Genomic DNA, 26,643 nt, shown 5'->3' on the forward strand with positions numbered 1-26,643 from the left:
CTGAGGGTCAGGCTGGTTTTCTAGGACCTGGCTCCTAGGACCTGGCCCCTTTAATGATGCGCTGTTTGTCCCGTTGCCAGTCGCGTTCCTTGATGGCGGCGCGTTTGTCGTGGGCCTGTTTGCCCTTGGCGAGGGCGATTTCGAGTTTGGCCCGGCCTTTTTTCCAGTACATGGCGGTGGGAATGAGGGCATAGCCCTTGCGTTCCACGGCACCGATCAGCTTGTTCAGTTCATCGCGGTGCAGTAGCAGTTTGCGGGTCCGCTGGGGTTCGGGCTGGATATGGGTGGAAACGGTGGGCAGCGGGGTGATCACGGCGCCCAGCAACCAGGCTTCGCCATCCTTGACGATCACGTAGCTGTCCCGGATTTGCACGCGCCCCTCGCGCAGGCTCTTGACTTCCCAGCCTTGCAAAGCCAGACCGGCCTCGAAACGCTCCTCCAGGATATAGTCGTGGCGGGATTTCTTGTTCAGCACGATAGTGCTGCTGGTGTGTCCCGATTTGGTTTTCTTTGGCTTGCCCATAACCGCGCATTATACCGGAGCTGCGCGAGGGCAGATAGTTAAGCGGGAACAAAAGCTGCCCGGGAGGTTGAGCCGGGGAGAGAATTCACCGAAAATCCGGGCATAACGAAAATAATGGAGCAGGGCATGGCACGCAAATCGATGCATGGGGAATGGTCATCGCGCTGGGCATTTGTCCTGGCGGCGACCGGTTCAGCGGTTGGTCTGGGCAATATCTGGAAGTTCCCTTATATCACCGGGGAGAACGGTGGCGGTGCGTTTGTGCTGGTCTATCTGGCCTGTATCATCGTGATCGGGATTCCGGTGATGATGGCCGAGATCATGCTGGGGCGACGGGGTCGCCAGAGCCCGATTAACACCATGCATGACCTGGCGGTCGAATCGGGTCACAATCCCAACTGGAAATGGCTGGGCTGGCTGGGTGTGCTGGCCGGATTTCTGATTCTGTCCTATTACAGCGTGATTGCCGGCTGGTCGCTGGCGTATGTCTTCCGCTCCGCCAGCGGCGCCTTTACCGGGGCCACGGCCGATGGTGTCGAGAGTCTGTTTCTGGAGCGTTTTCTGGCGCACCCTGAAACCCTGTTGTTCTGGCATACCCTGTTTATGGCCATGACCATGATAATCGTTGCTCGCGGGGTTAAAAGCGGGCTGGAATCGGCGGTCAAGTTCCTGATGCCAACCCTGTTTTTGCTGTTACTGGTCATGGTGGGCTATGCCATGAGCCAGGGCGAAGCCTTCACGCAGGGACTGGAATTCATGTTCAGGCCCAATTTTTCGGCCCTGACCTGGGGTGGCGTATTGACCGCCATGGGACAGGCTTTTTTCACCCTGAGCCTGGGGATGGGGGCCATCATGGTCTATGGTTCCTATCTCTCGCATACGGCGTCCATTAGCCGGACGACATTTGCCATCGCCGCCGCCGACACCAGTGTCGCCCTGCTGGCGGGGATTGCCATCTTCCCCATTATTTTTGCCAATAACATGGAACCGTCGGCCGGGCCGGGATTGATCTTCATTAGTTTGCCGCTGGCCTTCGGGCATATGCCGGGCGGGGTTCTGTTTGGCAGCCTGTTCTTCGTGTTGCTGAGTTTCGCTGCCTGGACCTCCAGTATCTCGTTACTGGAGCCTGTGGTCACCTGGCTGGTAGAAACCTTTAGTCTGCGCCGGATTACGGCCACGCTTTACGCGGGGATCCTGACCTGGCTGCTGGGTGTGGTCAGTGTCTTCTCCTTTAATGATTGGGCGTTTGAATTCGAGTTTGCCGGTGTACTGAAGGAGAACGGGGTTTTCGATATCCTTGATATCCTGACTACCAATATCATGTTGCCGCTGGGCGGGCTGTTCATCGCCATCTTCGCCGCCTGGTTTATGAGCCGTGAAGCGAGCCGTGACGAGCTCGGGCTGGGCGACAGCATGCGCTATAATCTATGGCGTTTCCTGGTGAAATTCGTCACGCCGGCGGCCATTTTACTGGTCTTTTTAAACATGCTCGGCATCATCTAACCTGTGACCTGATGGACTATGCAGATCAATAAAAGCGCCCTCGTGCCTTACAGCCCCGACCAGATGTATGCCCTGGTGGATGATATTGTGGCCTATCCGCAGTTTTTGCCATGGTGTCATCATGCCGAGGAACATCACCGCACGGACAGCCATGTCGAGGCCAGTCTCGAGATTGCTCACAGCGGGCTGCACAAATCCTTTACCACTCGCAATGAGCTCTATCCGCACGAGCGCATCGAAATGAGCCTGGTCAAAGGGCCGTTCAAAAGCCTGAAAGGGGTCTGGCGATTCGAGCCCCTGGGCGATGATGGCTGCAAGGTGTCGCTGGAGATGGATTTCGAGTTCTCCAGCAAGTTGATGGGGATGACCTTCGGTTCTCTGTTCAGCAAGATTGCCGGCACGCTGGTGGATTCTTTTATCGAACGCGCCCGGGTGGTGTATGGCTGAGCCTGCCTCAACACTTCCGGTGGAAGTGGCCTATGCGCGCCCGGATGAGCAGGTCCTCATTCCCCTGGAGGTAGCGCCCGGAACGACGGTCCAGCAGGCCATCGAATTGTCCGGGGTGCTCGAACAGTTTCCCGAAATCGATCTGGCCAAAAACAAGCTGGGCATCTTTGGCAAGATCACCCGCGCGGATACCGAATTGCGGGAGCGGGACCGGGTGGAGATCTACCGCCCGTTGATCGCCGATCCCAAGGAGTCGCGCCGGCGCCGGGCGGCCAAAAAAGAGCCGGAGAGCGAGTCGAAAGACTAATCAGCAGCCCTCAGGGCATCGGCAGGCCACCGCCGGGTGAGGGACGCGGCGGTGCCGGACCCCGATCGCCGCCGGTGCTCTGGCTGGCCGTGTCGGCACGGCCGCTACCGGTGGGTGTGTAAATCTTGTTGAAATCGACAAACGCCGAGCGGTCGATCTTCGCCAGGCTTCCGTTCTCGAAATAGAGCGTCAGATGCTGGCTTTCGGGCTTGCCGCCACCGGGCTTGAAGCTGTAGACATAGTCCCAGCGCCCGGGATGAAATGGATCCCGAATCAGTGGCGTGCCCAGCAGGTAAACCACCTGCTCGCGGGACATGCCGGGCTCGAGTTCATTCACCTGCGGGGCTTCGAGCGTGTTGCCCTGCTGTATGTCGACCTTGTAGACCGAACAGCCTGCCGGCCCGAGGGCGAGCAGGGTCGGTAAAATCAGAATGAGAAGGTTTCGCATTTCTATCCCGGATACGGTTATACTTGGGCGCATGATACAGCATGCGCAAGACAGGTTGTAGAGAGAGCGAAATGGAAAGCCAGGATCTGAAAAAAGCCGGCCTCAAGGCCACCCTGCCGCGGCTGAAAATACTCAACTTCCTTGAGGACACCGAGGTCAGGCATATGACCGCCGAGGAAGTCTACAAGGCCCTGCTGGAAAGCGGGGATGAAATCGGTCTGGCGACGGTCTATCGTGTCCTCACCCAGTTCGAAGCTGCCGGCCTGGTAACCCGTCACCATTTCGAAGGCGGTCAGTCGGTATTCGAGCTCAACGAAGGCACCCATCACGATCACATCCTGTGCGTCAAATGCGGCCGCGTCGACGAGTTCATGGACGAAACCATCGAAGAACGCCAGCACGCCATCGCCGACAAACTCGGCTACTCCATGACCGACCATTCTTTATATATATACGGCGTCTGCCCCGATTGTCAGAAAAAAGCGAAGTGACCTTTTTCAGGTAAACGATATTCAACGCGGAGTTCGCAGAGCCGCGGAGACGCGGAGACGCGGAGTTTACTATTATTTCTGCCTGCCTGATCGTGTGAATAGCAAGCTGCTGGTTGGGTTTTATCTGTTCGAATATAAAAACCTGTCCTCGAACGCCGGTTTATCGTAAATCGACGAAAAAATTATTCCTCTGCGCCTCCGCGTCTCCGCGAACTCCGCGTTATTTTTCGTAAATTTTGAAAAATCGTTCACCCCGCCTGGGCGCGATCGATCATTTCGCGGGCGTGGGAGAGGGTCTGGTCGGTGATTTCGATGCCGCCGAGCATGCGTGCCACTTCGTCGACGCGTTGTTCGGGAGTCAGTTCGGTAATTTCGCTGATGGTGACGTCAGAAGCGGCCCGTTTACTGACCTGAAAGTGATGCTCGCCCAGGGCCGCAACCTGGGGCAGGTGGGTGACGCAGAGTACCTGGCGATGGGCGGCCAGTTCGCGCAGTTGCAGGCCGACGATTTCGGCCACCCGGCCGCCGATGCCCACGTCCACCTCGTCGAAAATCAGGGTCGGGATGCGGGTGTCCTGCGCGGTAATCACCTGAATCGCCAGACTGATGCGCGACAGCTCGCCGCCGGAAGCGACCCGGCTCAGCGGCCGCAGCGGCTGACCGGGGTTGGCGCCGACAATAAATTCCACCCGTTCCAGTCCGTTGGGTGAGAAGCCGTCCTCGCGGGCTTCCAGTTGCACATCGAAACGACCGCCTTCCATACCCAGCGTCTGCATGCTTTGCGTGACCTGTTCGGCCAGTCGTGTGGCGGCCTTGTGGCGGCCGTCGCTTAACTGCTGCGCCAGCTGACGATAGTCGTTTTCGGCGTCGTCCAGGGCCTGTTGTAGCTGACCCAGTTGTACGTCGGCGTGCTCCAGCGATTCGAGCTGTTGTTGCAGTTGCGGCAGTACACCGGGTAATTCCTCGACGGCCACATGGTGTTTGCGCGCCAGGGCATGGATGTCGGAGAGGCGCTGTTCGACCCAGCCCAGACGACCGGGATCCAGCTCCAGCCCATCCAGATAATGGCGCAGTTCGCTACCGGCCTCGCGAACCTGGATCAGCGCGCTGTCGAGCAACTCGGCAACCGCCTTGAGCCGGGAGTCGGTCTCAGCCAGCTGTTGCAGTTCACTGCTGCACTGGCTGAGCAGATGACTGGCATTGGTTTCCTCATTGTCTTGCAGCAGCTGGCTGACCCGCTCGCTGGTCTCCAGAAGTTGGCTGGCATTGGCCAGGCGCTTGTGTTCCTGCTCCAGCTCCGGCGGTTCGTTCTCCTCCAGGGCAAGGGTTTCCAGCTCGTTGACCTGAAAGCGCAGCAGATCCAGCCGCGCGTCGCGTTCACTGCTGGCCTGGCGCAGATTGTCCAGTTCGGTTTTGTGTTGTTGCCAGCGTTGATACACCTCGCGCAATTGTTGCAGCAATGTCTGGTGGCCGGCATAGTCGTCCAGTAGCTGGCGCTGGATATCCCGTTTGAGCAGGGACTGGTGTTCGTGCTGGCCATGCAGATCCACCAGCATCTCGCCTAGCTCGCGCAGGCTTTGAATGGGACTGGGCTTGCCGTTGATAAAGGCTTTGGAGGGGCCGTTGTTGCTGATGGTGCGGCGAATGATGCATTCGTTTTCGCTGGCCAGCTCGCGTTCGGCCAGCCAGGCTTCGGCGTCGGGGGCATCGACGGTGCTGAAGGTGACGCTGATCTCAGCCTTGTCGGCGCCGTGGCGAATGACGGCGGTGTCGGCACGATCGCCCAGCGCCAGGCTCAGGGCGTCGAGCAGGATCGATTTCCCGGCGCCGGTCTCCCCGGTAAAGACGGTCAAACCGTTGTCCATGGCCAGGTCGAGCTGTTCGACTATAGCAAAATTCCATATGTGAATGTGTGTAAGCATATCAGACAGTTACTGCATAATTGTAAGGTCGCTCCCGGCATGACCTCCAGGGATGGAGGAAATGCAGGGAATTGCCGGGAGCAATTCCCTGCCCATGCCTCCCGCGACAGGGCCTGCCCCATGAGCGCAGCGAATGCCGTGGGTATTAGTACGTCCCTGTACGTCGTTCCAGATATGGATATGCGTCAGCATGCCGTGTTACTCATCCTTTTTCGATCACAACCCGCACGGTTCAGAAGTGTTCGCCCCAGTGCAGCTTGCGGCGCAGTATCTCATAATGATTGTGCTTGCAGGGATGGATCAGGCGGACCACGGTCTCCTTTTTGCGGATCAGAATCCGCTCGCCCGAGACCACGCCCAGATTGATCTGGCCGTCGCAGGTGACCTGGGCGTGGGAATGGGGATCCTCCTTGACCACCACTTCGATCTCGCTGTCGCCGTCGACCACGATGGGCCGGTAGCTCATGGTGTGCGGGCAAATCGGCACGATGATCATCGCATCCATGTCCGGCTCCAGGATCGGGCCGCCGGCCGACAGGGCGTAGGCCGTGGAACCGGTAGGGGTGGAGATGATCAGGCCGTCGGAGCGCACGCTGTTGAGCAGACGCCCGTTGATGTAGGTTTCCGTTTCGACCATGCGGGCCACTTCCCATTTGTGCAGCGCCACATCATTGAAGGCGTCGCTCTGGCTGGGCGGGCCTTCGTGATGATGGATCACCGTGGTGAGCATGATCCGATGTTCTTCCTCGAATTTGCCATTGAGGATTTCATTGATTTGTTGCGCCATTTCGTCGGGTGAGACATCCACCAGAAAGCCGAGTCGCCCCAGATTGACGCCCAGCAGCGGGACTTTGCTTTCCACCAGCGAGCGGGCGGCGTTGAGCAGGGTGCCGTCTCCCCCGATGGTGATGGCCAGATCGCTGCGTTGTCCCAGTTCCTCCAGGCTCACGCGGGAATAATCGCAACCGTTCAGGTGCTGGGCGGTGCTTTCTTCAATCAGGATCTCGCACTGACGCCGTTCCAGAAGCCGGCCCACTTCGAGAATGGCTTCATTGACGCCGGGATCGGCGTATTTGCCAATCAGTCCAACTGTGTTGAAAGCGTTATTCATTGTTATTCTTCCCGTTTTCGATTCTCCCGGTACAGCCGTCGGGCGGGCTTGACAGCGGTCGCGACGAGTTGCAAATTCGCGATTGGCACTCTATTCTGACGAGTGCTAATCATACCTCCATTTGACCAGACCGGGATGTGCCGTGAGCAACGATCCGATTATAAATGATCGCGCCCAGTCGCTGTTAAAAACGCTGATAGAACGTTATATCCAGGACGGCCAGCCGGTCGGTTCCCGGATTCTGTCGCGTGAGTCGGGCATGAACGTCAGTCCGGCGACCGTACGCAATGTCATGGCCGATCTCGAAGATCTGGGGCTGGTCAAAGCGCCCCACACTTCCGCGGGTCGGATTCCCACAGTACGCGGATACCGGCTGTTTGTCGATAATCTGCTGACCGTCCGTCCCTTGCGTGGCAATGTTATGGAACGTTTTCGTGATGAACTGCATCGCCTCGATGATCCCGAAGAGCTGATCGATCGCGTCTCCAACCTGCTCTCCAGCATGACCCGTATGGCGGGTCTGGTGATGTTGCCGCGTGCCGGCTCGGTCCAGCTAAAGCATATTGAATTTCTTCCCCTGTCCGGGGACCGGGTACTGGTGATTCTGGTGGTCAATGATCAGCAGGTGCAAAACCGGATCATCCACACCGATCGGGCCTATACCCAGTCGGAGTTGCAACAGGCGGCCAATTATCTCAATAGCGAATTCGCCGGTCGCGAGCTGGATTCGATTCGTGCGCGGGTGCTCCAGCATATGGAAGAAATCCGCGACGACATGAAGCAGATCATGCAACTGGCGGTGCAACTGGCCGACGAGGTGGTCCAGACCAGTCAGACCGCCGACTACGTGGTCCACGGCGAGACCAATCTGATGAGCTATGCCGAGATGGCTGATATGGAGCGCCTGCGCCAGCTGTTCGAGGCGCTCAAGACCAAGCAGGACATCCTGCACATTCTCGACAAGTCCATCCACGCGGAGGGCATGCAGATTTTCATCGGCGAGGAATCGGGCTACGAGGCCTTCGGCGAATGCTCGGTGGTGACGTCGCCCTACAGGGTGCAGGACGAGGTGGTGGGCGTGCTGGGGGTCATCGGCCCGACCCGCATGGCCTATGACCGGGTGATACCGGTGGTGGATGTGACCGCCAAATTGCTGGGGTCACTCTTGACCTCGGAATAATCATCCCCATATTCCCTCATAATTCTAAACAGATTCAACCACTTTCAGGTAATCGCAACGCTTCGGAGTAGAGCATGAGTGACACAGATGTGACCGATGAACAGCCCCAGGACAACCCCGGTGAGACGGAGGCCTGGCATGAGGGTGATTCCCACGCGCCTCTGGAGGCCGATAGCGTCGAGGAATTGCAGGCCAAATTGACCGAGGCGGAAAACCGCGCCCAGGAGAACTGGGAGAAGCTGCTGCGGACCAATGCGGAGATGGACAACCTGCGCCGGCGCACCGAACGGGAGCTGGAAAGTGCCCACAAATATGCGCTGGAGCGCTTCGCCCAGGAACTGCTGGCGGTGCGGGACAGCCTGGAGATGGGCGTGGCCGCCGCCGAACAGGAGGAAGCCAGTGTTGAGAAAATCAAGGAAGGGACCGAGCTGACCCTGCGCATGCTCGAGGGCGCTATGGACAAGTTCAATATCCAGCCCATCGATCCGCAGGACGAGCCCTTCGATCCGGAGCGGCACCAGGCCATGTCGACGGTTGAAACGCCGGATAAGGCCCCCAATACGGTAATCAATGTGATGCAAAAGGGCTATCTGCTCAATGACCGTTTGATCCGCCCGGCCATGGTGATTGTCTCCCGGGCCCCGGAGGCGGACGACAAGGGCACAAAGGTCGACCAACAGGCTTGAAGTCGGCGTGGATGCCCCCATTTAGAAAGCAACAACAGATTTTAAGACCCGAAACTCGCAAAACGTGGAGAACCGAACAATGGGTAAAATAATTGGAATCGACCTTGGTACAACCAACTCCTGCGTCGCCATCATGGATAGCGGCAAGGCCAAGGTGATCGAAAACAGTGAAGGTGACCGTACCACGCCATCCATCGTGGCTTACACCAAGGACGATGAAATCCTGGTGGGCCAGTCCGCCAAGCGTCAGGCCGTCACCAATCCCGAAAATACACTCTTCGCCATCAAGCGCCTGATCGGCCGCAAATTCCAGGATGATGAAGTCCAGAAGGACATCAACATGGTGCCCTACAACATCATGAAAGCCGACAACGGCGACGCCTGGGTGGAAGTCAACGGCAAGAAAATGGCCCCGCCGGAAATTTCCGCCAAGGTCTTGCAGAAGATGAAAAAATCGGCCGAGGACTATCTGGGCGAGGAAGTGACCGAAGCGGTCATTACCGTGCCGGCCTATTTCAATGACTCCCAGCGTCAGGCGACCAAGGACGCCGGCAAGATCGCCGGGCTGGAGGTCAAGCGCATTATTAACGAACCGACCGCGGCGGCTCTGGCCTACGGGATGGACAAGAAGCGTGGCGACCAGAAGCTGGCCGTCTACGACCTCGGTGGCGGGACCTTCGATATTTCCATTATCGAAATCGCCGACATCGATGGCGAGCATCAGATCGAGGTACTGTCCACCAATGGTGATACCTTCCTCGGTGGTGAGGACTTCGACAAGCGCCTGATCGACTATCTGGCCGAACAGTTCAAGAAGGAACAGGGCATCGATCTTAAAGGCGATCCGCTGGCCATGCAGCGCCTCAAGGAAGGCGCGGAAAAGGCCAAGATCGAGCTCTCTTCCTCGCAGCAGACCGACGTCAATCTGCCGTATATCACGGCCGATGCCAGTGGTCCGAAACACATGAACGTTAAGATCACTCGCGCCAAGCTCGAATCGCTGGTCGAGGAATTGATCACCCGCTCCATGGAGCCGTGCAAGACGGCGCTCAAGGATGCCGGTCTGTCGGCTTCCGATGTGGATGATGTCATTCTGGTCGGCGGTCAGACCCGCATGCCCAAGGTCCAGGAAGCGGTCAAGGAATTCTTCGGCAAGGAGCCGCGCAAGGACGTGAATCCGGACGAAGCGGTCGCCCTGGGTGCCGCCATTCAGGCCGGTGTCCTGGGTGGCGACGTCAAGGACGTGCTGCTGCTCGATGTCACCCCGCTGTCGCTGGGTATCGAAACCCTCGGCGGTGTGATGACCAAGCTGATCGAGAAGAACACCACCATCCCGACCAAGGCGACCCAGGTGTTCTCGACCGCCGATGATAACCAGAATGCGGTGACCGTCCACGTCCTGCAGGGCGAGCGCGAACGCGCTGACGCCAACAAGTCGCTGGGCCGGTTCGATCTGCAGGACATTCCGCCGGCACCGCGCGGTGTGCCGCAGATTGAAGTCACGCTGGACATCGACGCCAACGGTATCCTGAATGTGTCGGCCAAGGACAAGGCGACCGGCAAGGAAAACAAGATCGTGATCAAGGCCTCCAGCGGCCTCTCCGAGGAGGAAGTTGAACAGATGGTCAAGGATGCCGAAGCCCATGCGGCCGATGACCAGAAGTTCCACGAAATGGTCGATGCCCGCAACCAGGCTGACAATCTGATCCATGCCACCCGCAAATCCATGGATGAGCTGGGTGACAAGCTGGAAGCCGACGAGAAAGAGAAGATCGAGACGGCTATCAAGGAACTGGAAGAAGCCATGAACGGCGACAGCAAGGACGAGATCGAGGCCAAGACCAAGGCACTGACCGACGCGTCCGCCAAAATGGCCGAACGGCTCTACGCCGAACAGGGTGCTGCCGGTCAGGCCGGCGCGGAAGCCGCCTCCGAAGCCGGAAGCGGCCAGGCCGACGAAGACGTCGTCGATGCCGAGTTCGAGGAAGTGGACGACAACAAGAAATAAGTCGTCACTTTCCCGGCTGTCACTACCCTGGCTGGATACAGGTAACTGTATCCAGCCAATTGCTGTGTAAGTTTCGGCGTTGTAGTACGGTAAAAGCGAAACCACTGAAAACACTGATGTACATCGAATATTTAGCGTTAATAATGTAATTAACCATGTTTGATTCGGTGACTTCAGTGTCTGTCGGTGGTTACGAACAACGTATACAGATAGTTTGCGATTAATCAGGCGCGAGTACAGCGTTTGATGATTTGGTTTTCAGAATACGAGCAGTGACGCTTGAATGCGTGCTGCGTCGTTGATTCACGACAAAGCAAAAACGATTATGGCCAAACAGGATTATTACGACGCGCTGGGTGTTTCCAAAAACGCCAGTGATGACGAGATCAAAAAAGCCTTCAAGCGCATGGCGATGAAATATCATCCGGATCGCAACCCGGATGATGAAGAGGCGCTGGAGAAGTTCAAGGAAGCGCGCGAGGCGTATGATGTATTGAGCGATCCGCAAAAGCGGGCGGCCTACGACCAGTTCGGGCATGCCGGCGTGGATGGGGCGGCCGGTGGCGGAGCCGGGTTTGGCGGCGGCTTCGGTGGCGCCAGCTTCAGCGACATCTTCGGTGATGTCTTCGGCGATATTTTTGGCGGCGGTGGTGGCCGTGGCGGACAGCGCGTCTATCGCGGCGCCGATCTGCGCTATAACCTGGAACTGACCCTGGAAGAGGCGGTGAAGGGCTATTCGGCCAGTATTCGCATTCCCACGCACGTTCTCTGTGAAGAGTGTGACGGCAGCGGGGCGAAGAAAGGCAGCTCCCCGAGCACCTGTACCACCTGTGGTGGTCACGGTCAGGTGCGCATGCAACAGGGCTTTTTCTCGTTGCAGCAGACCTGTCCGCGCTGTCAGGGCACCGGCCAGATTATCACCGACCCCTGTGGCGTATGCCACGGTCAGGGCCGGGTCGAGAAAACCCGCACCCTGTCGGTCAAGGTCCCGGCCGGCGTGGACAACGGCGATCGTATTCGTCTGGCCGGGGAGGGCGAAGCCGGCGAGAATGGTGGCCCGCCGGGTGATCTCTATGTGCATATTCACGTCAAGCCCCATCCCATTTTCCTGCGCGACGGCAACGACCTGCACTGTGATGTCCCGGTCAGCATTGGCGTGGCTGCCCTGGGCGGTGAACTGGAAGTCCCGACTCTCGACGGTCGGATCAAGCTCAAGGTCCCGCCGGAAAGCCAGAGCGGCAAACAGTTCCGGATGCGCGGCAAGGGGGTCAAGTCGGTACGCGGCGACGGCGTCGGCGATCTGCTGTGCAAGATTTCCGTCGAAACGCCGGTCAATCTCACCAGCAAGCAAAAAGAGCTGTTGCAGCAGCTCGATGATTCCATGCAGGAAGATGGTATCAAGCATAGCCCGCGTGCCGCCTCCTGGCTGGATGGTGTGAAAAAATTCTTCGAAGATATGAAGTTCTGATTCAAGTCGTATTCGTTAACAGTATCCGCCAATGAACGCGAATCAACGCGAACAGGGCTACAATTTAAAAACTTTTTGAAAATTATTCGCGTTCATTGGCGTTAATTCGCGGATAAACACCACCGAGGAGCCATTATTCATGACCAGGGTTGCAATTGTGGGTGCCTCCGGGCGTATGGGGCGGGTGCTGCTCGAAGCCACACATCAGGACCCACAGGCCGAGATTGGCGCGGTCGTGGATCGACCCGGCAGCAGTATGATCGGTGTGGATGCCGGTGAGCTGGCCAGTCTCGGTCAAATCGGGGTCAGGGTGGATGACAGTCTGACCCGGGTGGTCGATCAGTTTGATGTCCTGATTGATTTTACCCGTCCCGAGGCGACCATGTTGCATCTGGAGATCTGCCGCGCCGCCGGCAAATGCATGATCATCGGCACCACCGGTTTTACCGATGAACAGAAAAAACAGATTGGCCATGTCGCCAAACAGATCGGGATCGTCTTTGCCCCCAACATGAGTGTTGGCGTTAATCTCTCTTTCAAGTTACTGGATATTGCCGCCCGGGTGCTGGGTGACAACGTGGATGTCGAGATCATCGAGGCCCACCATCGACATAAAGTGGATGCCCCTTCGGGGACGGCCCTGCGCATGGGCGAAGTGGTGGCCGATGCCCTGGGTCGGGACCTGATGGAATGCGCCGTGTTTGGCCGCGAAGGCAATACCGGCGAACGGGATCGCCAGACGATCGGTTTTGAGACGATCCGGGCCGGCGATATCGTCGGCGAACATACCGTGATGTTTGCCGGTGCGGGTGAGCGGGTCGAGATCACCCACAAAGCTTCCAGCCGCATGACCTTTGCCAATGGCGCCGTACGTGCCGCCAACTGGATCATGCAACAGGACAAAGGTCTGTTCGATATGCAGGATGTACTGGGTTTACGTCATATGCAGTGACGAGGTACGAGTGACGAGGCAACAATCCCCCGGTTCGTGGTGCCTCGGGTGGACCGTGCCACCCTGCAAGTCAACTTATATTTTTAAAATCAGGTAGTTGCGATGACCTTTTTATTCCTCGTCCCTTGTCTCTTGTCCCTTGTTACTTGTGGTTACAAGGCCAGTTGGTTAGAATAGAAAGGGTCTGAATTTAAGGTCAGATCGACAAATCGAATCGAAATTTTGCATAGCGGGAGACTCCAGATTGGTATCTCCCGCTTTTTGCAGGCGCCCCGCGCAAGGGAGGACTCTTGAAAAAACCGGCACTGCTGGCGTTGGAAGACGGTACCATTTTTCACGGTGAGTCTATCGGCATAGACGGCCAGACCGTGGGCGAGGTGGTGTTCAACACCGCGATGACCGGTTATCAGGAGATACTGACCGATCCCTCCTACGCCAAACAGCTCGTTACCCTGACCTATCCGCACATTGGCAATGTCGGCGCCAATCATGAGGACGAAGAATCCCGCGCCGTATTCGCCGAGGGCCTGATCATTCGCGACCTGCCGCTGGTCGCCAGTAACTGGCGCAGCCAGGAAACCCTGGACAATTATCTGCAGCGCAACAACGTGGTCGGGATCGCCAACATTGATACCCGCAAGCTGACCCGTATCCTGCGCGAAAAGGGCGCCCAGAACGGCTGCATCATGGCCGGCAACAGCATCGACGAAAAACAGGCGTTGCAGGCCGCGCGGGAATTTCCCGGCCTCAAGGGCATGGACCTGGCCAAAGAGGTCACCACCGGCACGGCCTATGACTGGCTGGAAGGGGTGTGGAACCCCGGTGAAGGCTATCCCAATGTCCCCGCCATGGTTGAAGAGGCGCTCCCGTACCGGGTGGTGGCTTATGATTATGGCGTCAAACGCAACATCCTGCGCCTGCTGGTTAATCGCGGCTGCCGGGTGACGGTGGTGCCGGCGACGACCCCGGCCGAGGAGGTGCTGGCCATGGATCCGGACGGGATCTTTCTCTCCAACGGGCCGGGGGATCCGGAACCCTGCGATTACGCCATCGATGCTATTAAGAAAATACTTGAGAGCGGGGTACCGATGTTCGGTATCTGCCTCGGTCATCAGCTGCTGGGGCTGGCCAGTGGCGCCAAGAGTGTCAAAATGAAGTTCGGCCACCATGGCGCCAACCATCCGGTCCAGGATCTGGAAAGCAAGCAGGTGATGATCACCAGCCAGAACCATGGTTTTGCCATCGACGAGGATTCCCTGCCGGATAACGTCACGGCGACACACCGTTCGCTGTTCGACGGCACGCTCCAGGGTGTGGCCTGCACCGACCGTCCGGCGTTCAGTTTTCAGGGACACCCCGAAGCCAGCCCGGGGCCACATGATCTTTCGCCATTGTTCGACAAGTTCATTGAATTGATTGAGTCCGCCAATGAACGCAAATAAACGCTAACTCAATAATACAAAATGGATTTTGTATGAAGATGAAAAGGATTTTATCTGAACAGGTCATTGGTTGTGCATTTGAAGTAAGTAACACCCTGGGAGCAGGTTTTCTAGAATCAGTCTATGAAAACGCTCTATGTGAGGAGATGGTTAGACACGGCCTGCAATTTCAAAGACAGAAATCATTGCAGGTGAAGTATAAAGGTAAAGTTGTAGGAAACTATATTGCTGATGTTGTTGTGGAAGATAAGCTTTTGCTGGAGTTGAAGGCGTTGTCTAAATTGTCAGGTGAGCATGAGGCCCAACTGATGAATTATCTGAAAGCAAGTGGGTTAAGTGTTGGTTTGTTGTTTAATTTTGGGGTGCCGAAATTATCATTCAAGCGACTCGTGTGGCAATACAACACTACAGAACGAATTTAATGACATTCATTTGCGTCCATTTGCGTTAATTCGCGGACCGAATATAGAGTAAAAAAATGCCAAAACGTACCGACATCAAAAGCATCCTCATCGTCGGCGCCGGGCCGATTGTTATCGGCCAGGCCTGTGAGTTTGACTACTCCGGGGCGCAGGCCTGCAAGGCGCTGAAGGAAGAGGGGTATCGCGTCATCCTGGTCAACTCCAATCCCGCCACGATCATGACCGATCCGGAGATGGCCGATCGCACCTATATCGAACCGGTGGAATGGACCACCGTGCGCAACATCATCGCCAGCGAACGCCCCGATGCCCTGTTACCCACCATGGGCGGGCAGACCGCACTGAACTGTGCCCTGGATCTGGATCGCGAAGGGGTGCTGGAGGAATACGGCGTGGAATTGATCGGGGCCTCCATGGATGCCATCGACAAGGCCGAGGATCGGGATCGTTTCCGCAAGGCGATGCGCAAGATCGGGCTCGAGTTGCCCCACTCGGAAGTGGCCTACAGCATGGAAGAGGCTAACGAGGTGCAGAAGCAGATCGGTTTTCCGGCCATCATCCGCCCTTCGTTTACCATGGGCGGCAGCGGCGGCGGTATCGCCTATAACAAGGAAGAGTTCGTCGAGATCTGCGAGCGCGGCCTGGAGCTGTCGCCGACCAACGAACTGTTGATCGAGGAGTCGGCGCTGGGCTGGAAGGAATACGAAATGGAGGTGGTGCGGGATCACAAGGACAACTGCATCATTATCTGCTCCATCGAGAACCTCGATCCGATGGGCGTGCATACCGGTGACTCGATCACCGTGGCCCCGGCCCAGACCCTGACCGACAAGGAATACCAGATCATGCGCGACGCCTCGCTGGCGGTACTGCGCGAAATCGGGGTGGATACCGGCGGCTCCAATGTACAGTTTGCCATCAACCCCGACGACGGTCGCATGATCATCATCGAGATGAATCCCCGGGTCTCCCGCTCCTCGGCGCTGGCCTCCAAGGCCACCGGCTTTCCGATTGCCAAGGTGGCCGCCAAGCTGGCGGTCGGCTATACCCTGGACGAGTTGCAGAACGAGATTACCGGCGGCGCCACGCCGGCCTCCTTCGAGCCGAGTATCGACTACGTGGTGACCAAGATCCCGCGGTTTACCTTCGAGAAATTCCCCCAGGCCGAAGCCCGGCTCACCACCCAGATGAAATCGGTGGGCGAGGTGATGGCCATCGGCCGTACCCAGCAGGAGTCGCTGCAAAAAGCCCTGCGCGGTCTGGAGACCGGCGCCGACGGCTTCAACGAAATGGTCGATCTCAACGACGACGATGCGCTGGAGAAGATCCGTACCCAGTTAAAGAATACCGGGCCGGAGCGTATCTGGTATGTGGGCGATGCCTTTCGGGCCGGTTTCAGCGTGGAAGACGTGCACGAGATGACGGCGATCGATCCCTGGTTTCTGGTCCAGATCGAAGAACTCATTCAACTCGAAGCGCAGGTTCGCGAGGGGGGCATGAAGGGGCTCACCGCAGAGCGCATGCGCGAGCTCAAACGCAAGGGCTTTGCCGACACCCGCCTGGCCAGGCTGGTCGGGGTCAGCGAGAAGGTGCTGCGCCAGCATCGCTACGAGCTGAATGTGCGTCCGGTCTACAAACGGGTCGATACCTGTGCCGCCGAATTCGCGACCAATACCGCCTACATGTATTCCACCTACGAGGAAGAGTGCGAGGCCGACGCGTCCGATCGTAAAAAGATCATGGTGCTCGGGGGCGGGCCCAACCGCATCGGTCAGGGAATCGAGTTCGACTATTGTTGCGTGCATGCCGCGCTGGCCATGCGTGATGACGGTTACGAGACCATCATGGTCAACTGCAATCCCGAAACCGTTTCCACCGATTATGATACGTCGGATCGGCTCTATTTTGAGCCGCTGACCCTGGAAGATGTGCTGGGGCTGATCGAAGTCGAGAAGCCCACCGGGATCATCGTGCAATACGGCGGCCAGACACCGCTCAAACTGGCCCGGGATCTGGAAGAGGCCGGCGCGCCGATCATCGGCACCTCGCCCGACTCCATCGATCTGGCCGAGGACCGGGAACGCTTCCAGGCGATGATCGACAAGCTCAACCTGCAACAACCGCCCAATCGCACGGCGCGTAGCGAAGAGGAGGCCATGAAACTGGCCGAGGAGATCGGTTATCCGCTGGTGGTCCGACCCTCCTATGTGCTCGGTGGCCGGGCCATGGAGATCGTCTACAAACCCGAGGATCTGGATCGTTACATGCGCACGGCGGTCGAGGTCTATCCCGATGCTCCCGTCCTGCTGGACCGTTTCCTGGACGATGCCATCGAAGTCGACGTCGATGCGGTATGCGACGGCGAGACCGTGGTGATCGGCGGCATCATGCAGCATATCGAGCAGGCCGGGGTCCACTCCGGCGACTCGGCCTGTTCCCTGCCGCCGTACAGTCTGAGCGCGGAGGTCCAGGATCAGATTCGCGAGCAGGTCAAGGCCATGGCCATCGAGCTGAAGGTGATCGGTCTGATGAATGCCCAGCTTGCCGTGCAGGGCGACAAGATCTTCGTCATCGAGGTCAATCCGCGCGCCTCGCGTACGGTCCCGTTTGTCTCCAAGACGGTGGGACTGCCGCTGGCCAAAATCGCCGCGCGTTGCATGGCTGGCACAACGCTGGCGGAGCAGGGCATAACCGCCGAGCGGATTCCGCCCTATTATTCGGTCAAGGAGGCGGTGTTCCCGTTTATCAAATTCCCGGGTGTGGATCCTCTGCTGGGTCCCGAAATGAAATCCACCGGCGAGGTGATGGGTGTAGGGCGCAGTTTCGGTGAAGCCTTCGGCCGCGCCCAGCTGGGCGCCGGCGTGGCTCTGCCTGCGGCCGGCACCGCTTTTGTCAGTGTCCGTGATGTCGACAAGAGCGCGGTGGTTGAGGTTGGCCGGGAACTGGTCGAACTCGGTTTCAATCTGGTGGCTACCGGCGGGACGTCGGACGTATTAAGTAAAGCCGGCGTTCTCAATCAACGGGTTAACAAGGTCAATGAAGGTCGCCCCGATATCGTCGATATGATCAAGAACGATGAAATCAACTTCATCGTGAATACCACCGAAGGCAAGCAGGCGATTGCGGATTCCTACGAAATCCGACGCCAGGCATTGAATCACAAGGTGGGCTACACCACCACGGTGGCCGGAGCACGAGCGACCTGCGAGGCGCTGCGCAGTCTGAACAACATCAAGGTACATTGTTTGCAGGATCTGCATCAGGAGATGAATGCATGAGTCGTCAACCGATGACCGCCGCCGGCGCCGACAAACTGCGTGCCGAGCTCAAAGATCTTAAAAGTGTCCAGCGCCCGAAGGTGATCGAGGCGATCGCCACGGCCCGTGAGCACGGCGATCTGAAGGAAAACGCCGAGTACCATGCCGCGCGTGAACAGCAGAGTTTCATCGAAGGGCGGATCAAGGAGATCGAGGCGGCCCTCTCCAACTCCGAAATCATCGACGTGCAGGCAGTGGGCAAAAATGCCGGCGGCAAGGTCGTGTTCGGCGCCACGGTGGAACTGTACGACATCGAGAACGACAAGGAAGTGACCTATCAGGTCGTTGGCGAACAAGAAGCGGATATCAAACAGAACCTGATCTCCATCACCTCCCCGATCGCCCGAGCCCTGATCGGCAAACAGGAAGGTGACGAAGTCACCGTCCAGGCGCCGGGCGGCAATCGCGACTACGAAATCGTGTCGGTGAAATACATTTAGCCAGGTGTGTATAAACAACGCGGAGGACGCAGAGGCGCGGAGGCGCGGAGAAAAGCATTTTATTATTTAGAATGCTCCGGGTCCTGAAAGGGCATAAAATTGTTGAAGGGAATGTCTCGTTCAGACAATGAAACTGATCCACTGGCCCAACTACTCTGTTTCTCAAGTTATCTGAAGATTGTGACTGTCATTACTTTAATTCCTCTGCGACTCCGCGCCTCTGCGTCCTCCGCGTTGTTTCCAGTGAATTCTCTACAGAGTTACATGTATGAACTACGCAATTCCTGAACGCATTGCCCTGACCCTGTGGGTCGGGGGCATGTGGATTACCGGCTATCTGGTGGCGCCGATGCTGTTCTCGGTGCTGGAGGATCGGGCGCTGGCCGGGATGCTGGCGGGCAAGCTGTTCAGTGCCATGAGTTATGTGGGCCTGGTGTGCGCGGCATTGTTACTGTTGATCCAGACCCGCAAGCCGACGCCGAAGGGCTGGCGCGAATGGCGCCGTGGATTGTTGCTGGCGATGTTGCTGGTGATTGTGATCGGCGAGTTTGTCTTGCAGCCGATGATGGCCGAGCTCAAGGCGGCGGGACTGGAAGAGGGCAGCGCGGCGCAACAGCGCTTTGGTATGTTGCACGGCATCTCCTCAAGTCTGTTTTTGTTTAACAGCCTGGCGGGTCTGGCCCTGGTGATCTTCGGGTTGGAGCCGGATAATCAGCGCGGCAGCTGAATTTTGGGCTCGTCGGCCGGACGGTAGAACACGGCGACATGGCCGATCAGCTGTACCTGCTCGGCCCGACTGTGTTCGCTGATCTGCTCAATCAGCTGCTGGCGCTCTTCGCGATCCGCCGCATTGACCCGCACCTTGATCAGCTCGTGATAGGCCAGCGCGTTGTCGATTTCGCCCAGCACGTTTTCACCCAGCCCGTGTTGTCCGATAATGACGACGGGCTTGAGATGATGGGCGCGCTGGCGCAGGAATTTTTTCTGGCTGCTGGTCAGGGACATGAAAGTAAGAATCCAGATAGTGAAGGCCGTAAATTGTACCAATTCATACCCCCACTGACGACTGCCAACGGCTAACTGACGACTGGAATTCCTATGGCCCGATCCAAAACCAGCAAAAAATGGCTCAACGAGCATTTTGACGACGCTTATGTCAAAAAAGCCCGGCAGGAGGGCTGGCGCAGCCGTGCCATCTACAAACTGATCGAAATCGACGAGCGGGATCGTCTGCTCAAACCCGGTATGACGGTGGTCGATCTGGGTGCGGCGCCCGGGGGCTGGTCGGAATATGCCGTACGCCAGGTGGGGAGCAAGGGGCGGGTGATCGCGCTGGATCTGCTGCCCATGGATGCGATTGCCGGGGTCGAATTCATCGAGGGAGATTTTCGCGAGGAGCCGGTCTACGAGCAGTTGCTGGCGGTGCTCGACGGACGGCCGGTCGACCTTGTAATGTCGGATATGGCCCCCAATATGAGTGGTATGAAGGCGGTCGATCAGCCGCGCGCCATGTATCTGGCCGAGTTGAGTCTGGAGCTGGCGCAAAAAGTCCTCAAGCCGGGCGGGGATATGCTGATCAAGGCGTTTACCGGCGAAGGTCTGGATGAATTTAAACGCGAAATCCGGCAACATTTCGCGAAATTGATTGTCCGAAAACCGAAGGCTTCACGGGCCCGCTCTCCCGAGATTTATCTACTGGCGAGGGGCTATAATGTGTAGTAGTGTATTTTGCATGACAGCAAACGCCTGTGATGGCAGGCCATGAGGTAGACCATTGAACGACTTGACCAAGAATATTCTGTTGTGGGTGATTGTGGCGATCATCCTCATGTCGGTGTTCCAGAACCTGAGCACGACAACTCCGGCAACTGAAAAGCCCTATTCACAATTCATGCAGGATGTGAAAAGCGGGCAGGTGATGGAAGTCACGATTCAGGGGCGCAACATTACCGGTCGCACGCAAGGTGGTGAGAACTTCAAGACCTTCAGTCCTGAAACCGACAACACCGCCATGATCGGCGACCTGATGAAGCACAATGTGACCATCAAGGCCAAACCGCCGGAACAATCCATCTGGACCCAGATCTTTATCTCCTGGTTTCCGTTCCTGTTGATCATCGGCCTGTGGATTTTCTTCATGCGCCAGATGCAAGGTGGCGGTGGTGGTCGCGGCGCTATGTCGTTCGGCAAGAGCAAGGCCCGCATGCTGGGCGAGGATCAGGTCAATATCCGTTTCAATGACGTGGCCGGCTGTGACGAAGCCAAGGATGAAGTGCAGGAGCTGGTCGAATTTTTGCGCGATCCGGGCAAGTTCCAGAAGCTGGGCGGGATGATCCCGCGCGGTGTCCTGATGGTCGGCCCCCCCGGTACCGGTAAAACCCTGCTGGCCAAGGCTATCGCCGGTGAAGCCAAGGTGCCGTTTTTTACCATCTCCGGTTCCGACTTCGTGGAAATGTTCGTCGGCGTCGGCGCCTCGCGCGTGCGTGACATGTTTGAGCAGGCCAAGAAGCAGGCCCCGTGCATTATCTTCATCGACGAAATCGATGCGGTCGGCCGGCACCGTGGTGCCGGTCTGGGCGGCGGTCATGACGAGCGCGAGCAGACCCTCAACCAGTTACTGGTGGAAATGGACGGCTTTGAAGGTAACGAGGGCGTGATCGTCATCGCCGCCACCAACCGTCCCGACGTGCTGGATCCGGCGTTGCTGCGCCCCGGTCGTTTCGACCGCCAGGTGGTCGTGCCGCTGCCCGACATGCGCGGTCGCGAGCAGATCCTCAAGGTGCATATGCGCAAGGTGCCGGTGGGCGATGATGTCGAGCCCATGGTCATTGCCCGCGGGACACCCGGTTTCTCCGGGGCCGATCTGGCCAACCTGGTCAACGAGGCTGCCCTGTTTGCCGCCCGTGGCAACAACCGTCTGGTCAGTATGGAAGAGTTCGAGAAGGCCAAGGACAAGATCATGATGGGCGCCGAGCGCAAGTCCATGGTGATGAACGAGGAAGAGAAAAAGCTCACTGCCTATCACGAGGCCGGTCATGCCATCGTGGGCCTGAGCGTGCCGTCGCACGATCCGGTCTACAAGGTCAGCATTATTCCACGTGGCCGGGCGCTGGGTGTGACCATGTTCCTGCCCGAGGAGGATCGCTATAGCTATACCAAGGAGCGGCTGGAAAGTTCCATCGCCTCCCTGTTCGGCGGGCGTCTGGCCGAGGAGCTGATCTTCGGCAACGAGCACGTGACCACCGGTGCTTCCAATGATATTCAGCGCACCACCGAGATCGCCCGCAACATGGTGACCAAGTGGGGGCTATCCGAGCGACTTGGTCCGATGACCTATGGCGAGGACGAAGGCGAGGTATTCCTTGGTCATTCGGTGACCCAGCACAAGAATCTCTCTGATGAAACTGCGCATATTATCGATGAAGAGATTCGCTCTGTCATCGATCGCAACTACCAGCGGGCCAAGACGGTGCTGACCGATCATATGGATAAGTTACACCTGATGGCACAGGCGCTGATCAAGTATGAAACCATCGATAAACGACAGATCGATGCCATCATGAGTGGTAACGAGCCACCGCCGCCCGCTGACTGGGATGATCACGAGCCGCCGCACAGCCCCTCCGGTGACGAGGAGAAGAAAACCTCTCGTACCGACAAGGGTGAAGGCCAGATCGGTGGTCCGGCCGGCGAACACTGAAGCACACCGCCATTAAGCGCGATCAACGCCCCGTTTTCACGGGGCGTTTTTCGTTCTTCGGCCGCCAAATAAGGGTCGCGATGCTGCCCGCGCGGGATACCCGCCATAGAACAGGCCCCACAGCCGATGTCGTGGCGTGTGAACGGAATCGGATTTCATTTCTGCCATGTGTTTTGATCGTTGCCGATCCCGGTCGGTGAATACTGTTAAAATACGCCGGAAGATAATCAAAACAAATTACCATCGCGACTGGACAGGGTGAATCCATCAGTATGTCGTTAGATCTCAGTTCCGAACACTGGCCCCTGATCATGGGTATACTCAATGTGACCCCGGACTCTTTTTCCGATGGCGGGCGCTTCAACCGATCGCAGGCGGCGGTCGAGCGTGTCCGGCAGATGATCAGTGAGGGAGCCGATATTATCGACATCGGCGGTGAGTCGACCCGTCCGGGGGCGCCGGCGGTCTCTGAGGAAGAGGAGCTGGCGCGGGTGATTCCCGTCATCGAGGCGATTCGTCGCGATAGCGCGATCCCCATCTCCGTTGATACCAGCAAGCCGGCGGTCATGCATGCCGCAGTAGTGGCCGGTGCCAGCCTGATTAACGATGTACGGGCGCTGCAGGAACCCGGGGCCCTGGAGGTGGCGGCACAGCTGGATGTGCCGATCTGCCTGATGCACATGCAGGGGCAGCCGCGCACCATGCAGGCTAACCCGCACTATGATGATGTGGTGGAAGAGGTTCTGGCGTTTTTACAGCAGCGAATCGAGATCTGCCAGGCCGCCGGAGTTGCACCGGCGCGGCTGATTCTTGACCCAGGCTTCGGGTTTGGCAAAACCGTGCAGCACAATCTGGCCCTGTTCCGCCATCTGCAGCGGTTTGTCGATACCGGTCATCCCGTGCTGGTGGGAGTGTCGCGCAAATCGATGATTGGCAAATTGCTGGGCGAGCGGCCGGTGGACGAGCGGCTGGCGGGCAGCCTGGCGCTGGCCACCCTGGCCGGCTGGCTGGGGGCTGCCATTGTGCGGGTGCATGACGTGCGCGAGAGCGCCGATGCCCTGACCCTGTGCCGGGCTGTGAGGCAGGCCTGAGTATCGGCAGGGTTATTGCTTTATAATCGTGAACTTTCAATCTGGCCGCCAGGGGCGGCGGCAAGAGGACGCTGGATTTATGTCACGTAAATATTTTGGCACCGACGGGGTGCGCGGGCGGGTCGGTGAGTTTCCGATCACGCCCGAATTCATTCTCAAGCTGGGCTGGGCGGCCGGCCGGGTGCTGGGCGATGGCGGCGGCAAGGTGCTCATCGGCAAGGATACCCGGATATCCGGCTATATTTTCGAATCGGCCCTGGAAGCGGGGCTGGCGGCCGCCGGCATGAATGTCTGTCTGCTGGGGCCAATGCCGACCCCCGGTATTGCGCACCTGACCCGCACCCTGCATGCCCGGGCCGGCATTGTCATCAGTGCCTCCCACAATGCCTATCCGGATAACGGCATCAAGTTTTTCTCCGCCGAGGGGACCAAACTGCCGGACGAAGTGGAGCTGGCGATCGAGGCGATGATCGATCAGGAGCTGGTCACCAGCGCGCCGGATAAACTCGGCCGTGCGAACCGGGTGGACGACGCGGCCGGGCGCTATATCGAGTTTTGCAAAAGCACCTTTCCCGAGCATCTCGATCTCAACGGCCTGCATATCGTGCTCGATTGTGCCAACGGCGCCACCTACCAGATTGCGCCCAAGGTCTTTGCCGAACTGGGGGCCGAGCTGACGGTGATTGGCAACGATCCCGACGGTCTCAATATCAACGACGGCTGCGGCTCCACCCACCTGGAATGGCTGCAGAAAAAGGTGCAGCTGCAGGGCGCCGATCTGGGCATCGCCTTTGACGGCGATGGCGACCGGGTTTTGATGGTCGACCGCGAGGGGCGCGTCATTGATGGCGATGAGCTGCTCTATGTGATGACCACCCACCGCCAGCGTATGCAGCGCCTGAAAGGCGGTGTGGTGGGCACCCTGATGACCAATCTGGGCATGGAACACGCCCTGCAGGCGGCCGGGGTTCCCTTTGTCCGGGCCCGGGTCGGGGATCGCTATGTGATGGAGCAATTGCAGGCCCACAGCTGGGAGCTGGGCGGGGAAGGCTCCGGCCATCTCATCTGCCTGGACAAGACCAGCACCGGCGACGGGATTGTGGCCGCTTTGCAGGTGCTGGCGGCCGTCGTGGAGTCGGGCCGCACATTGACCGACCTGGTCAGCGGAATGGACAAATACCCGCAGCAGCTGATCAATGTTCGCCTGGCCCGCAAGGTCGATGTCCTGGCGACGCCCGAGGTGCAGGCCGCCGTGGCGGCCGCCGAGTCGGAGCTGGCTGCCCGGGGGCGGGTACTGCTGCGCCCGTCCGGGACCGAACCGCTGCTGCGGGTGATGGTCGAGGGCCAGGATGCCGGGGAGGTGTTGCGGGTCGCGCAGGAGCTGGCCGGGGTTGTGGAACAGACGCTCGGTTCCGGCTGAACGGCGCCGACACAGGGCGCCAAACCCGTTTCCGGGGCCGAATAGCCCGGTTTTTCATTGATTTATTGTGGTCTGGACGGTAAGCTTTCGCGCTCTTTTATATAGTCAAACCGGAATAACAAGGGGAGAAGGCATGCGTCAGCCACTAATCGCCGGCAACTGGAAAATGAACGGTTCGCGCGCCGATAACAAGACTCTGCTGGACGGCATCAAGGCGGGAATCGGTGAAGTTAACAACGCGGAAGTGGCCGTGTGTGTCCCCTATGTCTACCTGGCGGACGTTCAGCAGCAGCTGGACGGGACGCCCATCGCCTGGGGTGCGCAAAATCTGAGCACCGAGGCCAAGGGCGCCTTCACGGGCGAAATCTCCGCCGCCATGTTGCTCGATTTTGGCTGCAAATTTGTCATCGTGGGCCATTCCGAACGGCGCAGCCTGTACGGTGAAGATGATCAGCTGGTGGCGGAAAAATTCGAGGTGGCCCGTCAGGCCGGCCTGAGCCCGATCCTTTGCATTGGCGAGACGCTGGAAGAGCGTGAGCAGGGTATCACCGAACAGGTGGTCGCCCGCCAGATCGACGCGGTCATCGCCCATGCTGGCGTGGCCGCCCTGGCCGATGGCGTGATTGCTTACGAGCCGGTCTGGGCTATCGGCACCGGTAAGACAGCCAGCCCGGAGCAGGCCCAGGACGTCCACGCTTTCATTCGCGGCCAGATTTCCAGGCAGGATCCGGCCGTGGCCGAAGGGCTGCGAATTCAATACGGCGGCAGCATGAATGCGGGCAACGCGGCCGAGCTGCTGGCCAAACCCGATATCGACGGCGGCCTGATCGGCGGCGCGTCACTCAAAGCGGAGGATTTTCTGACCATCTGCAAGGCAGCCGGTCAGGAATAATCCGGGAGATACTGACACTATGTTGTACAACATTATTCTGGTCCTGCATGTCATCGTCGCCGTAGCACTGGTGGTACTGGTGCTGCTGCAGCAGGGCAAGGGTGCCGATGCCGGCGCCGCGTTTGGCGGCGGTGGCGGTGGCGGGGGCGGTGCCTCGGGCACGATGTTCGGCTCACAAGGCGCGGCCAACTTTCTGACCCGCACCACGGCCGTTCTGGCGACCCTGTTTTTCCTGCTCTCGCTGGCGCTGTTTCGACTCGCCGGTGACGTCACCAAGAGTGAGAGCCTGGTTGACAAGGCTGAACAGCAGCAGCAAGAACAACAGCAACAGGAAAGCAGTCAGGAACGCCCGGGGGATGTTCCGGTGGCCCCGCCGGGCGGTGAGTCCGAACAGGACGCGCCCGTGGATGTGCCCAAATCGGAATAATCCGCTAACGGGCGGATGCCAAGGGCCTTTTGGCCCTTTGCCGAAAACGAAAACCTTGCCGAAGTGGTGGAATTGGTAGACACGCTATCTTGAGGGGGTAGTGGCGCAAGCCGTGCCGGTTCGAGTCCGGCCTTCGGCACCAACACAAACAAAAAGGCCTCCAGAGCTGCGTGCTCTGGAGGCCTTTTTGTTTGTGAGGTTCTAGTTTCTAGGGGCTAGTTGCTAGGAAAAGCACACACCTTTATTCATGCCGATGCCGCGAGAAAGAGTTCACAGCGCTTTTCTAGGACCTAGCCCCTAGTACCTAGCCCCTGAATCTTTTTATAGACCCCTAAAAATAAGCTAACTTTCTGATATAAAAAGGTTTTCGTGCTTTAGGCAAACTTGACACAAAGTTTGTGGCTAGCCTAGACTGGCTCGGCTTTGATCAAGATGATCAGCCACCA

At 58.3% G+C, this 26,643-nt stretch carries 25 protein-coding genes and 1 tRNA gene; 21 read left to right on the plus strand and 5 right to left on the minus strand.

Features of this window, described 5'->3' with window-relative positions:
* Nucleotides 1-34: 34 nt before the first annotated feature.
* Nucleotides 35-523 (minus strand): SsrA-binding protein SmpB, encoded by a 489-nt coding sequence (gene smpB, locus RI563_RS02695; protein WP_310692805.1) that lies wholly within the window; start codon nucleotides 521-523, stop codon nucleotides 35-37.
* A 126-nt stretch (nucleotides 524-649) separates the two neighbouring features.
* Here smpB and RI563_RS02700 point away from each other — a divergent pair, with 126 nt between their 5' ends.
* From RI563_RS02700 to RI563_RS02710, 3 genes are read left to right on the plus strand one after another with little or no spacing between them, the layout of a single operon-like run.
* Nucleotides 650-2,026 (plus strand): sodium-dependent transporter, encoded by a 1,377-nt coding sequence (locus RI563_RS02700; RefSeq protein ID WP_310692806.1) that lies wholly within the window; start codon nucleotides 650-652, stop codon nucleotides 2,024-2,026.
* Between the two features lie 18 nt (nucleotides 2,027-2,044).
* Nucleotides 2,045-2,473 (plus strand): type II toxin-antitoxin system RatA family toxin, encoded by a 429-nt coding sequence (locus RI563_RS02705; RefSeq protein ID WP_310692807.1) that lies wholly within the window; start codon nucleotides 2,045-2,047, stop codon nucleotides 2,471-2,473.
* Nucleotides 2,466-2,780: an RnfH family protein gene (locus RI563_RS02710; protein WP_310692808.1), complete on the plus strand. Its 315-nt coding sequence runs from the start codon at nucleotides 2,466-2,468 to the stop codon at nucleotides 2,778-2,780. The genes RI563_RS02705 and RI563_RS02710 overlap by 8 nt, the downstream gene beginning before the upstream one ends.
* A gap of 10 nt (nucleotides 2,781-2,790) precedes the next feature.
* On the opposite strand, the gene RI563_RS02715 is transcribed toward RI563_RS02710, so the two are convergent.
* Complete coding sequence (locus tag RI563_RS02715; RefSeq protein ID WP_310692809.1) at nucleotides 2,791-3,228, minus strand: outer membrane protein assembly factor BamE; 438 nt, start codon at nucleotides 3,226-3,228, stop codon at nucleotides 2,791-2,793.
* Nucleotides 3,229-3,299: 71 nt separating this feature from the next.
* Here RI563_RS02715 and fur point away from each other — a divergent pair, with 71 nt between their 5' ends.
* The gene (gene fur / locus RI563_RS02720) at nucleotides 3,300-3,719 is read left to right on the plus strand and encodes a ferric iron uptake transcriptional regulator (protein ID WP_310692828.1); all 420 of its coding nucleotides are present in this window, start codon (nucleotides 3,300-3,302) and stop codon (nucleotides 3,717-3,719) included.
* 248 nt (nucleotides 3,720-3,967) lie between these two features.
* Here the strand turns inward: fur and recN are convergent, their stop codons facing one another.
* Complete coding sequence (recN, locus tag RI563_RS02725; protein ID WP_310692810.1) at nucleotides 3,968-5,641, minus strand: DNA repair protein RecN; 1,674 nt, start codon at nucleotides 5,639-5,641, stop codon at nucleotides 3,968-3,970.
* A gap of 232 nt (nucleotides 5,642-5,873) precedes the next feature.
* Nucleotides 5,874-6,752 carry an NAD(+) kinase gene (locus tag RI563_RS02730; protein WP_310692811.1) on the minus strand — a complete coding sequence of 293 codons (879 nt, stop codon included), beginning with the start codon at nucleotides 6,750-6,752 and terminating at the stop codon, nucleotides 5,874-5,876.
* A gap of 142 nt (nucleotides 6,753-6,894) precedes the next feature.
* Here RI563_RS02730 and hrcA point away from each other — a divergent pair, with 142 nt between their 5' ends.
* The 10 genes from hrcA to RI563_RS02780 all read left to right on the plus strand — a co-directional run bounded on the left by hrcA (nucleotide 6,895) and on the right by RI563_RS02780 (nucleotide 19,394).
* A complete protein-coding gene (gene hrcA / locus RI563_RS02735) occupies nucleotides 6,895-7,932 on the plus strand; it encodes a heat-inducible transcriptional repressor HrcA (RefSeq protein WP_310692812.1) in 1,038 nt (345 codons plus the stop codon).
* Between the two features lie 74 nt (nucleotides 7,933-8,006).
* On the plus strand, nucleotides 8,007-8,618 hold the full coding sequence (grpE, locus tag RI563_RS02740) for a nucleotide exchange factor GrpE (RefSeq protein ID WP_310692813.1): 612 nt from the start codon (nucleotides 8,007-8,009) through the stop codon (nucleotides 8,616-8,618).
* Between the two features lie 79 nt (nucleotides 8,619-8,697).
* Nucleotides 8,698-10,626, plus strand: a complete 1,929-nt coding sequence (gene dnaK, locus RI563_RS02745; RefSeq protein WP_310692814.1) for a molecular chaperone DnaK — start codon at nucleotides 8,698-8,700, stop codon at nucleotides 10,624-10,626.
* A 325-nt stretch (nucleotides 10,627-10,951) separates the two neighbouring features.
* The gene (gene dnaJ, locus RI563_RS02750; RefSeq protein ID WP_310692815.1) at nucleotides 10,952-12,094 is read left to right on the plus strand and encodes a molecular chaperone DnaJ; all 1,143 of its coding nucleotides are present in this window, start codon (nucleotides 10,952-10,954) and stop codon (nucleotides 12,092-12,094) included.
* A gap of 139 nt (nucleotides 12,095-12,233) precedes the next feature.
* The gene (gene dapB, locus RI563_RS02755; protein ID WP_310692816.1) at nucleotides 12,234-13,046 is read left to right on the plus strand and encodes a 4-hydroxy-tetrahydrodipicolinate reductase; all 813 of its coding nucleotides are present in this window, start codon (nucleotides 12,234-12,236) and stop codon (nucleotides 13,044-13,046) included.
* A gap of 290 nt (nucleotides 13,047-13,336) precedes the next feature.
* Nucleotides 13,337-14,488 (plus strand): glutamine-hydrolyzing carbamoyl-phosphate synthase small subunit, encoded by a 1,152-nt coding sequence (gene carA, locus RI563_RS02760; protein WP_310692817.1) that lies wholly within the window; start codon nucleotides 13,337-13,339, stop codon nucleotides 14,486-14,488.
* A gap of 32 nt (nucleotides 14,489-14,520) precedes the next feature.
* A complete protein-coding gene (locus RI563_RS02765; RefSeq protein ID WP_310692818.1) occupies nucleotides 14,521-14,910 on the plus strand; it encodes a GxxExxY protein in 390 nt (129 codons plus the stop codon).
* Between the two features lie 56 nt (nucleotides 14,911-14,966).
* Nucleotides 14,967-18,188, plus strand: a complete 3,222-nt coding sequence (gene carB / locus RI563_RS02770) for a carbamoyl-phosphate synthase large subunit (RefSeq protein ID WP_310692819.1) — start codon at nucleotides 14,967-14,969, stop codon at nucleotides 18,186-18,188.
* Nucleotides 18,185-18,667, plus strand: a complete 483-nt coding sequence (greA, locus tag RI563_RS02775; protein ID WP_310692820.1) for a transcription elongation factor GreA — start codon at nucleotides 18,185-18,187, stop codon at nucleotides 18,665-18,667. The genes carB and greA overlap by 4 nt, the downstream gene beginning before the upstream one ends.
* 268 nt (nucleotides 18,668-18,935) lie before the next feature.
* Nucleotides 18,936-19,394: a DUF4149 domain-containing protein gene (locus tag RI563_RS02780; protein ID WP_310692821.1), complete on the plus strand. Its 459-nt coding sequence runs from the start codon at nucleotides 18,936-18,938 to the stop codon at nucleotides 19,392-19,394.
* On the opposite strand, the gene yhbY is transcribed toward RI563_RS02780, so the two are convergent.
* Nucleotides 19,379-19,672 carry a ribosome assembly RNA-binding protein YhbY gene (yhbY, locus tag RI563_RS02785; RefSeq protein ID WP_310692822.1) on the minus strand — a complete coding sequence of 98 codons (294 nt, stop codon included), beginning with the start codon at nucleotides 19,670-19,672 and terminating at the stop codon, nucleotides 19,379-19,381. The genes RI563_RS02780 and yhbY overlap by 16 nt on opposite strands.
* A 93-nt stretch (nucleotides 19,673-19,765) precedes the next feature.
* Here yhbY and rlmE point away from each other — a divergent pair, with 93 nt between their 5' ends.
* The 7 genes from rlmE (at nucleotide 19,766) to RI563_RS02820 (ending at nucleotide 26,339) form a co-directional block, all read left to right on the plus strand.
* Nucleotides 19,766-20,386, plus strand: coding sequence for a 23S rRNA (uridine(2552)-2'-O)-methyltransferase RlmE (gene rlmE, locus RI563_RS02790; RefSeq protein WP_310692823.1), 621 nt, complete (start codon nucleotides 19,766-19,768; stop codon nucleotides 20,384-20,386).
* Nucleotides 20,387-20,441: 55 nt separating this feature from the next.
* Nucleotides 20,442-22,367, plus strand: coding sequence for an ATP-dependent zinc metalloprotease FtsH (ftsH, locus tag RI563_RS02795; protein ID WP_317622849.1), 1,926 nt, complete (start codon nucleotides 20,442-20,444; stop codon nucleotides 22,365-22,367).
* Between the two features lie 272 nt (nucleotides 22,368-22,639).
* Nucleotides 22,640-23,458: a dihydropteroate synthase gene (gene folP, locus RI563_RS02800; RefSeq protein ID WP_310692824.1), complete on the plus strand. Its 819-nt coding sequence runs from the start codon at nucleotides 22,640-22,642 to the stop codon at nucleotides 23,456-23,458.
* Between the two features lie 79 nt (nucleotides 23,459-23,537).
* Nucleotides 23,538-24,878, plus strand: coding sequence for a phosphoglucosamine mutase (gene glmM / locus RI563_RS02805; protein ID WP_310692825.1), 1,341 nt, complete (start codon nucleotides 23,538-23,540; stop codon nucleotides 24,876-24,878).
* 133 nt (nucleotides 24,879-25,011) lie between these two features.
* Complete coding sequence (tpiA, locus tag RI563_RS02810) at nucleotides 25,012-25,770, plus strand: triose-phosphate isomerase (protein ID WP_310692826.1); 759 nt, start codon at nucleotides 25,012-25,014, stop codon at nucleotides 25,768-25,770.
* A gap of 19 nt (nucleotides 25,771-25,789) precedes the next feature.
* The gene (secG, locus tag RI563_RS02815; RefSeq protein WP_310692827.1) at nucleotides 25,790-26,197 is read left to right on the plus strand and encodes a preprotein translocase subunit SecG; all 408 of its coding nucleotides are present in this window, start codon (nucleotides 25,790-25,792) and stop codon (nucleotides 26,195-26,197) included.
* A 57-nt stretch (nucleotides 26,198-26,254) separates the two neighbouring features.
* Nucleotides 26,255-26,339: transfer RNA gene (locus tag RI563_RS02820), tRNA-Leu, on the plus strand.
* Nucleotides 26,340-26,643: the final 304 nt, after the last annotated feature.

Source organism: Thiohalophilus sp. (assembly GCF_031581315.1).
Lineage (GTDB): Bacteria > Pseudomonadota > Gammaproteobacteria > UBA6429 > Thiohalophilaceae > Thiohalophilus.